Below are 14002 nucleotides of genomic sequence, written 5' to 3' on the forward strand. Positions count from 1 at the left end.
AAAGAGTTAGTCCAGAAAAGGGCTAACTCTTTTTGATTAATCATTCTTACATGCTGACAGCAAAGTCAGGTGCAAACCATTGAACTGAACCAACTTTTACGCTTTCGCCTGGTTGAGGAGCATGGATATATTGTCCTCCGCCTAAAGCAATCGCTACGTGGTAAGTTCCGCCTGGTGAACCCCAGAATAATAAGTCTCCAGCTTTTGCTTGAGAAACTGAGATTTTTGTTCCAGCTGATTCTTGAGGAACTGTCCAACCACCAATGTCACGACCAGTTACTTGCAAGTAAACATAGCGTGTGAATCCTGAGCAGTCAAATCCACTTGGATCTTTACCGCCCCAAACATATGGAGTACCGATATATTTGTAAGCTTCTGCTACGATTGCTGCACCATTCACACTTCCAGAAGGCGTTGGCGTTGGCGTTGGTGTTGGTGTTGGTGTTGTATTAGTTGTGTTATTAGTTGCATTACTACCAGTACCGTTCCCAGGATCAACACTTTGATCTGTTGATGGTGTTGTAGGCGCAGGTGTTGTTGATTCTTCTGTTGAAGATTCAGGTACAGTTGTTGACTCTTCTGTTGTTGAAGATTCAGGCACTGTTGTTGATTCTTCTGTTGTTGAAGATTCAGGCGCTGTTGTTGATTCTTCTGTTGTTGAAGATTCAGGCGCTGTTGTTGATTCTTCTGTTGTTGAAGATTCAGGCGCTGTTGTTGATTCTTCTGTTGTTGAAGATTGAGCAGCTGATGATGATTCTTCAGTCGTTGAAGATTGAGCAGCTGATGATTCTTCTGTTGCTGAGCTTTGTGCAGCTGATGAAGCTTGAGTAGCTTGTGCTTCAGCTTCTGCTTGTTCGCGTGCTTCTTTTTCAGCTTTTTCTTGTGCTGCTTGTTGACGTGCTTGTTCTGCTAGACGTTGTTGTTCACGAATGCGTGCTTGTTCTGCTTCAGCTTCTGCTTTTTGGCGGTTCAAGTCAGCTTTCTTGTCTTCAGCAGTTGCTTGTTCAGCAGCTAATGAAGTTTTCAGTACGTTCAAATCAGCTTGTTTAGATAAAAGATCGCCTTTTTGAGATTCCAAAGCAGCTTGGTTTTCAGCTAATTCTTTTAGTTTAGCATCGTTTTCAGCTTTTTTGTCTTCTACAGCTTTTTTATCTTGTTTTTGTTGTTCCATCAAGTCGTTGTTTGCTTTTACCATCGTTGTCATTGCTTGAACGCGTCCGATAGCATCTGCTAATGAATCAGCATTCAATACAGCGTCAATATAGTTTGAGCTTGTATTGCTTACTTGTGCTTCACGTGCTTGTTTTTGGATTGTATCTTCACGTTTTTCAATACGTTCTTGTAAATCTGCAATATCTTTTACTAATTGTGCAGATTCTTGACGCAATGTGTCTTGTTTTGCTAATAGATCTTGTGCTTGTGTGTTGATTTCAGAAACTTGGCTTTCTAGGGCATCGATTTGTGATTGTGCATCTGCTTGTTGGTTTTTCAAGTCTGCAATCTTTTGATCTTGTTGTTGTATCTGAGAATCAAAATCGTCCGCCGCGGCAGCGATCGGTGATGCTACGGCAGTCAAGGTCATTGAACATACCATTACTGCTGATATTAAACTCTTTTTCACTCTTCATTCCTCCGACTGGCTTAATTTAATAAATATCTAAATATATTTAAGTCTTTCTTAACGATATAAAAATTGTACCATAGCAGTATGTCAGCGATATAATAGTTATGTTACAAAAATGTTTCAAAACAACCTCTAAAAATGACAAAACTGTTCGTTTCAGAAAATGATCATGAAAAAGGCATGCTAAGACGGGCTTTTTTTAAGATAACAACAATTCTTTTTTACTTTCAGAGGAAAAACAAAAAAAGAAATTATTCATCACTGAATAATTTCTTAAATGGAAAAATGAATAATACAAAAATAATCATGTTCAACAGCAGTGTAGGCCCTAAGAACCTTGTAATAAAATACGTGTTATTTACTACTGCTAGTTTAAAAATCAATTGGACCACCATCGTAAACAGTTCATACCCCGTGACAAAGATAATCATACTGAAAAATTCAGTAAAGATGTTGACGTGGATGACATCTTTCATTACATACATCAACCATACGATCAAAGGGAGAGCTACGGCATAGATACCGATAACACCGATATAGTAAACATCATAGACTGCACCGAGAACAATCGTGGTGATTAGCAAATAGCGTTTTTCAAATGCCATACTGCAACATAACAATGCCAAGATCAGAAAGTGGGCATTTGACATATAACTGCCTTTCGACCACTCTCCTAGCATTCTTGTTAAATGGCCATCTATCAACATCAAAAAGAAAAGAACGATTGGCAGATAGTACTTCATTGTTTCTTTTTTCAACATGGACTAATCCTCCGCTAGCCGTTGGACAATCGTCACAACTGACACATCATACATTTCTGCATAAGGTTTCACATAAACTTCCCGATCCAGGCCATAACTGTCTGGTTTCGTTTTGATAACCGTACCGATCGGCAAGTTAGCTGGAGAATTTCCTCCAAGACCGGATGTCTGAACAACATCCCCTTCTTTGATATCCGTATCACCAGTCAATTGGGTCACCACTAATGCATGGAGTTTTTCATCATAGTTTTTAAGCAAACCGAATGCTTCGCCATTAGCCGAAGATACCCGTACTGGAAAATGATTGGAGCTTTCGTTAGAGGATGACAGTAATTCGATTTTAGACGAAGCTGTATTGACTTCGATCACTCGGCCGATCAATCCTTTTTGCGACATGACTGCCATATTTGCTTCGATACCGTCTTTAGAACCCTTGTCTACGATCAGCATGTCCTGCCAGCTATCTGGTGAACGAGTAATGACATTTGCCGTTACTTTTTCGTAACTCGTCAGCGTCTGGTTCAAATCAAGTTCTTTTTTCAAAGATTCGATTTCTCTCTCGTAATTCTTGTTTTGCTGTGCAACGTCATCATAGCTATCGATTTTTTCTTTTAGCCGCTCATTTTCGGCATAAGTTGAAAAAAGATTATGGACAGAATCTACTCCGTTTCGCACCCACCGTACTGGGGCAGAGATTGTTTTATCAACCATTGCAACACTGTCATTAACGATGGATTGGAAGAAATTAGGCTTTCCTTCATTCGCTCGCTGTGCAGCGGTCACACTTAGTATCGTCACCACGATGATAACAATAACCAAGGTAATAATAATATTTTTATTAGGATTGAACTTCTTCACAAAGACACCTCGAATTAATTAGACTCTTGTGTTCAATTTTATCACTAAATGCTGGGAAACAAAAGGCAAGTTGCTCCTCTTAAGCTTTTTTTTAGTAAATAATAGATTCTGTCATTTTTAGCCTGAAAGACAAAACTTTTCCTTTTGTTCATTGGTCAGTCTTTGCTTTGAATAACTGCAATCATACCATCTGAAAAAGAAAATTCAGCGGTATCTGAAAGAAACTCGTTACTTGCATAAGATGTCGGGTATTCAACTGCTTTATTTTCCAATACATACTTACTGCCTTTCAATGTAAGAGCCGAGACGGGCGTCAAACAGCAATAAGCTAGATACTTCATACTTGGAACCTGTCTTACTATATGCTTTCCAGGCAAATAATAAGCCAAATAATTTTGACGATCTCTAATAATAAGCTGATGGGCAAACGGTTTGAATCGAGGTTCCAGACCTAACCAGAGATTGGCTAAAAGATGATCCAATCTTCCGCCTGTGGCGCCGATCAAAGTGACTTCAGCTTGCGGATAACGTTCAAATGTCTTTAAGATCCCCAATTGTGTATCTGTATCGTCTTTTTCTGCGGGTGAACGGGCATACTCTTTGGCTTTTGCAAATACTTCCTCCTGCTCTTCGTTCGACAATGAATCAAAATCACCTACTGCCAGATCTACTGGGTAGCCTGCTTGAAGCAGATACAGCGCACCACGATCTATTCCGACATAGGCATCGTATTTGGTCAGTAGAGGCTGCGGCCAGTTTTCCGGATTACCTCCAGCAGCTAATAAAATTTTCATTTAATTTAATGCCTCTTTTAACCGTTCGATTTGTCCGACTGGATTTTCGGCTCCATAGATATATGATCCTGCAACAAAGACATCCGCCCCTGCATCTTTACAGATTTTTGCTGTTTCTGGAACGATTCCGCCATCTACTTCGATTGCATAAGACCAATTGTTCTCTTTACGTAGATCAGCGAGTTCTGTGATTTTTTCTACCGTTTCTTCAATAAAGCTTTGTCCGCCAAACCCAGGATTGACAGTCATGACCAGCACTTGATCAGCCAAAGGCAAAACATGTTTGATCATGGAGACTGGTGTCCCCGGATTAATAACTACTCCAGCTTTGACACCTAAGCTTTTTGTCATTTGGAGTGCCCGATGGATATGAGGAGTTGCTTCTACATGAACAGTAATGATATCTGCTCCAGCTTTCGCAAATGCTGGAATGTAATTTTCCGGATCAACGATCATCAGATGGACGTCTAGCGGTAATTTAGTGACAGGTCGGATTGCCTGAACAATATTTGGCCCTAACGTGATATTTGGGACAAATTGGCCATCCATGACATCTACGTGGATGTAATCTGCGCCTCCTTTTTCTACTAACTCAATATCTCTTTGCAAATTGGCAAAATCTGCGCTCAAAATGGATGGTGCTATTTTCATTCTTGGTTCCTCCTATTTTCGTTTACCTTCTTTTTTCGTATACATGGGTTTTCTTTTCTCGATTTCTTGTAAGAATTGCAAATAATTATCGTAACGTGTCTGTGCGATACCACCTGTTTCTACTCTATGTTTCACTTCACAGCCAGGTTCTTTGGCATGCATGCACTCTCTAAATTTGCAATGGGCAGAAGCTTCCACAAATTCCGGAAATTGTCTTGGCAATTCTCCTGCTTCGATAGTCAAAAAGTCAATCGAGCTGAATCCTGGTGTGTCTGCTACTAACCCACCGTAGATAGGGAGCAGCTCCACATGCCGTGTTGTATGCCGCCCTCTTCCAAGTGCATCAGAAATCTCTCCTGTTGCTAAATTCAGTTCTGGAGATATTTGATTCAGTAGTGTTGATTTTCCTGCTCCAGACTGTCCCATGAAGACCGATAGCCGTTCTGGAAAATAACGGATCAATTCTGTCGTGTCACCCGCATGATTGGGTACAATCACTGGGTAGCCTATTTTAGTATAGATTTGCTTGATTTCTTCGATTTTTTTCGGGTCGTCTGACAAGTCGGTCTTCGTCAAAAAAATAAGCGGTTCGATTGATTCATATTCCAAGGTAACTAGAAAGCGGTCAAGCAGATTATAAGAAAATGCAGGTTCCACGATACTTGTGACAATGATTCCAAGATCAACATTTGTGACTGGCGGGCGAACTAATTGATTTTTTCTCGGCAAGATTTCCAGAAGATAGCCGTCTGTTTGATTTTCACTCTCAAAGATTACCTGATCTCCGACAAGCGGCGTGATTTTCCGATTCCGGAAATTCCCTCTTCCTCTTGTTTGATAGGTCTCTCCGTCTGCGTATACATAGTAAAAACCGCTGATTGCTTTTCTGATTTGTCCTTTGATAAGTGCCACCTCCGTTTTTGTTTATTTTACCATATGAAGAGGAAAGTAGGTGTCGTTCCACGCAAACTTCTCAAAGTAAAAGGCTTGAAAACTAATCAAAAGGGATAGAAAACACAAAAAAGGGACTGCGGCACAGTCCCTTCGAATAAACGGTGTTCCAGAAGTAGCTTCTGTCACAACCTCTTTGTTCTATTTTATTAAAAACTTATTTTGAGCTTTCTGAGGTACTATCTGATGAACTTGTAGTGCTGGAAGATTCTTCTTTGGAAGAGCTGCTCGTACTGCTAGAGCTACTTGAGCTGCTAGAACTGTCTGAAGAATCTTTCTCAGAACTAGAAGACGCTGGGTCTGGTCCTTTAGAGTAAATCACGTTTACAACCATTCCTTTGGTAATCGTCGTACCTGCCCCTGGCACTGTACGGATTACTTTGTCCTTATCCACCGTGCTTGAATATTCAGAAGTCTCATGACCGATATATTCTGCACCAATACTAGCCAAATAACTTTGTGCTTCGCTTTTTGTATAGCCGGAGATGTCATTCAGTTTAGGTTCTGTTCCTTGGCTTACGACAAAACTGATGTAAGTTTCTTCTGCTACAACTTCACCTGAGGCTGGATCCTGACTAATGATCGAACCCGATGGCACAGTGTCGCTATAGTCATAAGTAGCACTAATGTTATTGATATTGAATCCTTGTGTAACAAGCCAATTACGGACAGTTTCGTAGTTTTCTCCTACATGACTACTCAAAGTCACTGTTTCTGGTCCTTTGCTGACTGTGAAAGTAATCGTGTCTGTTTTAGGATCGACTTCTGTATCTTCTGATGGAGATTGCGAAATGATCATTCCGCTTTCTACCTCTGAACTGAATTCCTCTTCTTTTTGAATCAAATCAGCAGAAAATCCTAATTCTTTCAAACTTGCTTCAGCATCTTCATAACTTTTACCACTGTAATCATCTAATTTGATTTTTTTCGTGCCACTGCTGATATAAAGAGTGACTTCGCGTTTTTGCTTGACTGTCGTTCCCGCTGCCGGGTCTGTCTTCACCACATTGCCTTCTTCGATTTTGTCATCTGCAATTTCTTCTGTTTTTGTTGCTACTTCTAATTTCGCTTTTGCGAGTGTTTCTCTGGCAGAAGCTTCAGAAAGATCAGAAACATCAGGAACAACAACTTCTCCTCGTCCGCCAGAAGCAAAGAATACAGCTGTTCCGATTCCTAAAACAGCGAGGACAGCTAACAGAATCAGCCACCATTTTTTCTGTCCTTTCTTTTTAGGGTCAGGCAGAACTTCTTCCTCTTCCGGCAATGTTTCGTTTCTCGGTTCGTCTTTTGGCAGAGGCATAGATTTGAATGAATCCGGCATTGGTGTATCTGCCGCAAGCGGTGTGATAACTTTTGTTTCGTTATCCATCGCATGAGGTTGCCATTTTTCTTCGTTTGCACGAGCTGGTGATAATACTGTAGAAAGATCATCAGACATTTCTTCGGCTGACTTGTAACGGTCTGCAGGTTCTTTAGCCGTCGCCCGTAAAATCACATTTTCCAGTGCTTGCGGTACATTTGGATCAAGTGCCTTTATGGATGGAAGATCATCTTGGAAATGTTTTAAAGCAATCGTCACAGCAGATTCACCGTCAAACGGCACGCTACCTGTCAGCATCTCATAAAGAATGATCCCTAAAGCATAAATATCTGACTGCTTCGTTGCCATACTCCCTCTTGCTTGCTCAGGAGATAGGTAATGAACAGATCCCAACATCGTATTCGTCTGTGTGATCGATGTTTCAGATAAAGCAATAGCAATCCCGAAATCCGTGATTTTTACTACACCTTCGTTATCGATCAATACGTTTTGGGGTTTCAAATCTCGGTGGATGATTTGATGGTTATGAGCTAAAGAAATAGCAGAAAGAATCTGCTGCATAATATTTACTGCTGTTTCATAAGGAACAGGATAATGTGTTTGGATATATCGTTTCAAGTCCATTCCTTTGACGTATTCCATCACTAGGTACTGCATATTGTCTTCTTCACCAACATCGTAAACACTGACAATATTTGGATGAACGAGTTCTGTTGCTGCTAAAGCTTCTCGCTGAAATCGTCGAATCGCGGTTTGATCATTTTGAAAGTCGAATCGTAAGACTTTGACTGCTACATCTCGATCCAAGATCAAATCGTGCGCCAAAAATACATTAGCCATACCACCACTACCGATATTCCCCGTGATCTGATAACGGCCATTTAATTTTTTTCCCAACTCGATCATACACTGTCCTCCTTATATTCGATAAGAAGAACGGTGATATTATCCGCTCCGCCTGCTTCATTGGCACGATCAATCAGCTCAGTTACTTTATGGGATAACGGGCCTTCTTGATTAATGATCGTTCCTATTTCTTCTTCAGATAGCATATTCGTCAAGCCATCTGAACATAACAGCAAGCGATCTTTTAGCTGCCAAAGATGAGTAGAAACATCTACTTCGACTGTTCCTGGCATGCCGACAGAACGTGTTAAAATATTCTTTCTTGGATGGTTCACTGCCATTTCTTCGCTGATTTCCCCTGATTTGACTAGTTCGTTAACTAAAGAATGATCCTCTGTCAATTGCATGATTTTATCTTCGCGAATCAAATACGCTCTGCTGTCGCCAACATTCGCAATCGTGAACCAGTCATCTGACAGAGCTGCCGCTACGATTGTTGTTCCCATACCATTATATTCCGGCTGTTCTTGTCCTCGCTGATAAATCAGCATATTTTCCTCTTGAATCGATTGAATGAACCACTGGGCGATTTTTTCATCGTCGGCAGCTTCTTGTTCTTCCCAAGCTTCGCCTAGATTTGTTACCGCCATTTGACTAGCAATGTCTCCAGCACGGTGGCCACCCATCCCATCTGCTAATACAGCAAGCTTGAGACCTGAACGGCTAGTAAATACACTGGCATAGTCTTGATTGGTGTTACGTCGTCTTCCTACATCTGATTGATATTCAATCTGCATTTTTTCACCTCATTACTTTTTGCGCAAACAACAAATGAAAAATCCATCTGTGTAAAACTGATGCGGATACAAAGTCAACATTTTCTCTACGATTGATGATTGTAGCATAGGATCGGTCAAAACATCAATCCTCTCAAAATCAGGGTGTGTTTCCAAGAAAGCAGAAACAACGTCTTGGTTTTCTTCTTTTAAGATCGTACAAGTACTATAAGTCAGAATACCGGAAGACTTTAAAGCTGGTGCGCAGCTTTCTAAAATTTCCAATTGGATTTTTGGTAAATTCGCTAATTCATCCGGCTGTTTTTTATAACGGATATCTGGTTTTCGCCGAAGGAGCCCTAGACCTGAACAAGGCGCGTCTACTAAAATCCGATCGAACTGCTCTGGTTCAAACTGCTTGCTGACTTCTCTAGCATCCATCTTTTGAGCGTAAACAGCAGAAGAGACACCCAGACGTGTTGCATTTTCTTCAATGAGTTTGACTTTGTGTTCATGTACATCTAAAGCAATCACTTCCCCACCACATGAAGGATCCAAAAAAGAAGCAATATGTGTCGTCTTACCTCCGGGTGCTGCACAGGCATCTAAGACATGATGTTCAGGCTCGATTTGCATAGACGGCGCTACAAGCATCGAACTTTCATCTTGGATCGTCATGACGCCATCGTGGAACAATGAGCTAGAAGCTAAATGCCCTTTTTTCGCTACTATACCGTATGGACTGACTTGGCTTTTTTCAGCTGTGATCTCTTCTTCTTGCAAAACAGTGATGGCCTGATCTCTGGAAAGTCGGCGTGTATCTACTCGGGCACTAGCATGGCTAGGCTGATATAGCGATAAACCGAGCTTTTCAGTTTCTTCGTAACCGATTTGATCCACCAACCGCTTCGTCATCCATAGAGGCAGGCTGATTTTGACAGAAAGTCTTTCGATAGGATCAGTAATGCCTTGCAGATCTGGTGCTCCTTGACGCTGATAATTCCTCAAAACACCATTTACAAATTTTCCTGTCCCAGGATTTCCTTTTACTTTCGCGATTTCGACCGCCTCGTTTAAAATAGCATGTGCAGGGACTTTATCTAAAAATTCTAATTGATATACAGAAAGATAAAGAAGCGTCTTGACCCAGTCATCCACTTTTTTTGCTTTAGCGATCAATGGTGCAACGTAAAATTCCAATAGTCGCTGATGGCTAATCGTACCGTAGATCAATTCTGTAAATAGACCCACATCTTTTTGATTTAGCTCGCTTTGTTTGATCATCTCATTCAACAAAAGATTCGAGTAGGCGCCGCCCTTGTTCACTCGCTCTAATGTCAGTAATGCCATATATCGTACAGATTTTTTCATTTTTTTAGGGATTTTTTTCATTATTTCACCTGCTGACCAATCTGAACTTGCTGACCGCTTCCGTTAAGAAAATCGTGTACGGCTTGTTTTCCTTTACCAGCTGGCTGTAATTCATTGATGGCTAATACGGTCTGTTTACCGCAAGCAATCCATAGATTTTTTTTGTCTTTTCGGATGATCGTGCCTGGTGCTTCGTCTGTACTTTCTGCCAGTACTTCAACCGATAATAATTTCCAGCGTGTACCTTCATAGGTCGTGAATGCAATCGGCCAAGGACGCATCCCGCGTACTTGGTTGTCAATTTCTTCTGCAGTTTTATGCCAATCGACCGCTTCTTGTTCACGTGTGATGTTTGGCGAAAAAGTGGCTTTTGACTCGTCTTGAGGAACTGGTTTTTGTCCATTCAAAATATTAGGCAATGTTTCTAGCAATAGCTTTCTTCCTAAAAGGCTGAGCTTTTCAAACATCGTCCCCACATCATCTTGTTTAGTGATTGGCATGCTTTCTTGCGCATAGATTCCGCCTGCATCCATTTTTTTGATCATTTCCATGATCGTTACACCAGTTTCTTTCTCCCCGTTCATGATGGCATAATGAACAGGCGCACCTCCCCGATATTTAGGAAGTAAAGAAGCATGGACATTGATTGCCCCTAATTTTGGCACTTGCAATAACTTTTCAGGCAAGAATTGACCAAACGCCGCAGTGACGATCAAATCAGGCGCCAATTCAATGATTTCTTCCATTTCTGGCGAACCGGAGATTTTCTCTGGCTGCAACACACGGATACCGTGCTTTAGAGCAGCTTCTTTTACCGGTGTCGGCGTAATTACTCGTTTCCGCCCAACTGGACGGTCGGGCTGTGTGACTACTGCCTGGATCTCGTAGCCTGATTCTATCAGCCCTTCAAGAATTGGCACAGAAAAAGCAGGTGTGCCCATAAATACTAACTTAGTCATCAAGATGTTCCTCCATATATTCTTCAAGTTCTTCTTCCGGGATCTGCTGTACCATTTTCTCAATGAACAGAATACCGTCTAAGTGATCGATTTCATGCTGGAAGGCACGGGCTAAATAGCCGAAAGCTGTCACTTCTATCTCTTCTCCATCGCGGTCATAATAGCGTACAGTCACTTCATCTGCTCGCTTGACTGTTCCATAGACATGCGGAATACTGAGACAGCCTTCTACGTCCATGCTTTCACCTTTTGCTTCAATGATTTCTGGGTTTATCAGTTCGAATTTTTCGCCTTCATCTACTTCGATCAAAGCGATTCTCTTGTTTTGTCCTACTTGAGGAGCAGCAATCCCTATTCCGTCATTCGCAATCATCGTCTCATATAAGTTGTCTAACAAAGCAATCGTTTCATCCGTGATCACGTCGATTGGCTGAGCAGGTCTTTTTAATTTATCATTAGGGTGGATCAATATAGGATAGCGCATAAGTTGGTCCTTTCTTAAATAAAGTTTAATGGTTCGTTGTCAATTGCCACAAAAAGACCTTGCCGCTGTTCTTTCTGGCTTCCATTCAAGATTTCATCCAAAACATGAGGAAGATTCGGCTCATGTTTATATTTGATAATCAGTTGATAATAGTATCGATTTTTCACTCTCAAAATCATGCTGGGTGTTGGTCCTAGTAACAAACTTTGAGGACTTAATACTTCTTTTAGCTGATTGGCAATCTGAAAGATTTTCTTTGCCGCCACTTGTTCTTCAGGATGGCTGGCAGTTATTTTCACAGTAAAGTAATAAGGAGGGTAGCCTCCACGATGCCGTACATGCATTTCCTGCTGATAAAACTGTTCATAGTTTTGTTTTTTAGCCAATTCTATGGCGTAATGCTGAGGATTGAACGTTTGGATCACGACTTCGCCTGGTTTTTCCGCTCGTCCTGCTCGTCCTGAGACTTGGGTCAGCAATTGGAATGTATGCTCGCTAGAACGAAAATCCGGTAAATTCAGGGAGGTATCGGCATTCAACACGCCAACTAATGTGACTTCTGGAAAATCCAAGCCTTTAGCGATCATTTGTGTCCCTAATAAAATATCTGCTTCTTTTGCACCGAATTTTTGTAAAATCTGTTCGTGTGCCCCTTTTCTTCGGGTGGTATCTACATCCATACGCAAAATCCTAGCTTGCGGATAAAGTTCTCGGAGTTCCTCTTCTACTTTTTGGGTGCCTGTCCCATAGTAGCGGATTTTGTTGCCCCCACAATTGGGACAGCGATTAGGAATAGGTTCTTCGTGTCCGCAATAATGACAGCGCATCGAACGTGTATCCATATGCAAGGTAAGAGAGATATCGCAATTAGGGCATGGGAGAACAAATCCGCAGTCTCTGCACATCACAAAAGACGAATATCCTCGACGATTGAGCAGTAGGACAGTTTGTTCTTTTTTGTCTAACCGATCTTGTATCTTTTCCTGCAAATTAGCAGAAAAAGTAGAGGTCCGATGATTCTGAAACTCTTCACGCATGTCTACGATCTCAATAGCTGGAAGTTGTGCAGCTGCTTTGGCTCGGTGGTTCAACTGCAATAACTGATACACGCCTTTTTGAGCTCGTGCTCTTGATTCCAAAGAGGGGGTCGCACTTCCAAGGACTATTGGGCAATGATGGTATTTACTGCGCCAAATAGCTAAATCTCTCGCATGGTAACGCGGCGTCTCATCTTGTTTATAACTTGATTCATGTTCTTCATCGATAATGATCAATCCTATATTTTTCAGCGGAGCAAAAATAGCAGAGCGTGCTCCTACTACTACTTGTGCTTCTTCCCGCTCGATCTTGCGCCATTCATCATATTTTTCACCTTGGGAAAGTCCGCTATGTAAGACCGCAACTGATTCACCGAAGCGTCCTTTGAATCGCTCGACCATTTGCGGAGTCAATGCGATTTCAGGCACTAACATAATAGCCGTTTTATTTTCTGACAAAACATCAGCGATTGATTGAAGATATACTTCTGTTTTTCCGCTACCGGTGATTCCCTCTAGCAAAAAGACCTGATCTTTTTGTTGCTGACCTGCTGTGATGATTTGTTCGACAGCATTTTTTTGTTCTGCATTCAGTTCCAATGCCGTCGTTTGGTCAAATACTCGGTCTTGATAAGGGTCGCGATAACGTTCTGATTCTACAAACTCCAGCCAGCCCTTTTCTTTTCCTTGATTCAAGACAGCAGTACTGATTTCTTTATCTTTGAAATAAGCGATTGATTCTTCTTGGCTCAGTTCAGATAAACACAAAAGAAGCTCTTTTTGTTTCTTGGCATTTTGCCGTAATTTTGCCCATTCTTCTTCGATTTGTTTTTCAGTTAATAGGGAACGGACCAAACGAATCGTTTTTACTTTATTTCGTGTATGGACTTCGTATTTGATATCTACTAACTGCTCTTGGCGCCAACGAATCAACTGAGAAAGGCTGCCTTCTTCTTCTGCTTCTTTCCAGGAAATCACTTCCCGTTGACCAAACAATGCCTGAATTTCTGGTGTATCTGCCAAAGGATAGATCAATTTATCATATTCTGCTTTCATCACACTCGGAAGCATCGTTTGTAGACAAGTGATTTTGAATGCATAAGTGATCTTTTTCATATAATCAGCTAATGAAAGTAATTCTTCATTGACCACTGGGGCAAGGTCCAGCAAACGGATCACTGCCTTCAACGATGGGTTAGCTGATTCTTCTGATTTTTGGATAGCCATAACAAATCCTTGGACATGACGATTGCCATTACCAAAAGGGACCTCTACCCGCATCCCGACTTGCAAAGCTGTTTCCATTTCAGAGGGAACCAGATAGGTGAATGGCTGATCGGTCTGCATAGTAGGTACGTCCACAATGACTTCAGCTGTTAATGTCATGGTTCGTTTCCTCCTTTTTTTGTCTTTTCATATCAAGCGACAAAAAGTTCCTTGCCTATTTTACTAGAGATCGCTGGATTTGTCTTATTTTCTGCCAAATCCTAACAAAAAATTAACAGCGGATAAGAAAAAAAAGAACTGTGTCAAAAAGTTCAGACACAGCCTTTTCTACCAGACAATAAG

General features: G+C 41.3%; 12 protein-coding genes. All 12 read right to left on the reverse strand.

Annotated features, from left to right (window positions below; genetic code table 11):
• Nucleotides 1-46: 46 nt before the first annotated feature.
• Nucleotides 47-1621: a C40 family peptidase gene (locus tag QK255_RS11790; RefSeq protein ID WP_081185811.1), complete on the reverse strand. Its 1575-nt coding sequence runs from the start codon at nucleotides 1619-1621 to the stop codon at nucleotides 47-49.
• A gap of 254 nt (nucleotides 1622-1875) precedes the next feature.
• Entirely contained in the window at nucleotides 1876-2385 is a 510-nt protein-coding gene (mreD, locus tag QK255_RS11795) for a rod shape-determining protein MreD (protein ID WP_002315901.1), read from the reverse strand.
• Nucleotides 2386-2388: 3 nt separating this feature from the next.
• Entirely contained in the window at nucleotides 2389-3243 is an 855-nt protein-coding gene (gene mreC, locus QK255_RS11800; RefSeq protein WP_002293051.1) for a rod shape-determining protein MreC, read from the reverse strand.
• A gap of 155 nt (nucleotides 3244-3398) precedes the next feature.
• Nucleotides 3399-4037: a thiamine diphosphokinase gene (locus tag QK255_RS11805; RefSeq protein ID WP_002293052.1), complete on the reverse strand. Its 639-nt coding sequence runs from the start codon at nucleotides 4035-4037 to the stop codon at nucleotides 3399-3401.
• Nucleotides 4038-4688, reverse strand: a complete 651-nt coding sequence (rpe, locus tag QK255_RS11810) for a ribulose-phosphate 3-epimerase (RefSeq protein WP_002293053.1) — start codon at nucleotides 4686-4688, stop codon at nucleotides 4038-4040.
• Nucleotides 4689-4700: 12 nt separating this feature from the next.
• Nucleotides 4701-5600 carry a ribosome small subunit-dependent GTPase A gene (gene rsgA / locus QK255_RS11815; RefSeq protein WP_002293055.1) on the reverse strand — a complete coding sequence of 300 codons (900 nt, stop codon included), beginning with the start codon at nucleotides 5598-5600 and terminating at the stop codon, nucleotides 4701-4703.
• 196 nt (nucleotides 5601-5796) lie between these two features.
• Complete coding sequence (gene pknB / locus QK255_RS11820) at nucleotides 5797-7866, reverse strand: Stk1 family PASTA domain-containing Ser/Thr kinase (protein ID WP_002293056.1); 2070 nt, start codon at nucleotides 7864-7866, stop codon at nucleotides 5797-5799.
• Nucleotides 7863-8603, reverse strand: a complete 741-nt coding sequence (locus tag QK255_RS11825) for a Stp1/IreP family PP2C-type Ser/Thr phosphatase (RefSeq protein ID WP_002293057.1) — start codon at nucleotides 8601-8603, stop codon at nucleotides 7863-7865. Before QK255_RS11825 ends, pknB begins: the two co-directional genes overlap by 4 nt.
• Nucleotides 8604-8615: 12 nt before the next feature.
• Nucleotides 8616-9974, reverse strand: coding sequence for a 16S rRNA (cytosine(967)-C(5))-methyltransferase RsmB (gene rsmB, locus QK255_RS11830; protein WP_002293058.1), 1359 nt, complete (start codon nucleotides 9972-9974; stop codon nucleotides 8616-8618).
• Nucleotides 9974-10912, reverse strand: a complete 939-nt coding sequence (gene fmt / locus QK255_RS11835; RefSeq protein WP_002293059.1) for a methionyl-tRNA formyltransferase — start codon at nucleotides 10910-10912, stop codon at nucleotides 9974-9976. Before fmt ends, rsmB begins: the two co-directional genes overlap by 1 nt.
• Nucleotides 10905-11396, reverse strand: a complete 492-nt coding sequence (def, locus tag QK255_RS11840) for a peptide deformylase (RefSeq protein WP_002293060.1) — start codon at nucleotides 11394-11396, stop codon at nucleotides 10905-10907. Before def ends, fmt begins: the two co-directional genes overlap by 8 nt.
• A gap of 14 nt (nucleotides 11397-11410) precedes the next feature.
• Entirely contained in the window at nucleotides 11411-13819 is a 2409-nt protein-coding gene (gene priA, locus QK255_RS11845) for a primosomal protein N' (RefSeq protein WP_002293061.1), read from the reverse strand.
• Nucleotides 13820-14002: the final 183 nt, after the last annotated feature.

It is taken from the genome of Enterococcus sp. ZQ21 (assembly GCF_030053755.1).
Taxonomy (GTDB): Bacteria; Bacillota; Bacilli; order Lactobacillales; family Enterococcaceae; genus Enterococcus_B; species Enterococcus_B lactis.

Coding starts and splice junctions, on each gene's coding strand:
- mreD (WP_002315901.1), bottom strand. CDS start 2,385: ATGTTGAAAAAAGAAACAATGAAGTACTATCTGCCAATCGTTCTTTTC.
- rpe (WP_002293053.1), bottom strand. CDS start 4,688: ATGAAAATAGCACCATCCATTTTGAGCGCAGATTTTGCCAATTTGCAA.
- priA (WP_002293061.1), bottom strand. CDS start 13,819: ATGACATTAACAGCTGAAGTCATTGTGGACGTACCTACTATGCAGACC.
- fmt (WP_002293059.1), bottom strand. CDS start 10,912: ATGACTAAGTTAGTATTTATGGGCACACCTGCTTTTTCTGTGCCAATT.
- pknB (WP_002293056.1), bottom strand. CDS start 7,866: ATGATCGAGTTGGGAAAAAAATTAAATGGCCGTTATCAGATCACGGGG.
- QK255_RS11825 (WP_002293057.1), bottom strand. CDS start 8,603: ATGCAGATTGAATATCAATCAGATGTAGGAAGACGACGTAACACCAAT.
- QK255_RS11805 (WP_002293052.1), bottom strand. CDS start 4,037: ATGAAAATTTTATTAGCTGCTGGAGGTAATCCGGAAAACTGGCCGCAG.
- def (WP_002293060.1), bottom strand. CDS start 11,396: ATGCGCTATCCTATATTGATCCACCCTAATGATAAATTAAAAAGACCT.
- rsmB (WP_002293058.1), bottom strand. CDS start 9,974: ATGAAAAAAATCCCTAAAAAAATGAAAAAATCTGTACGATATATGGCA.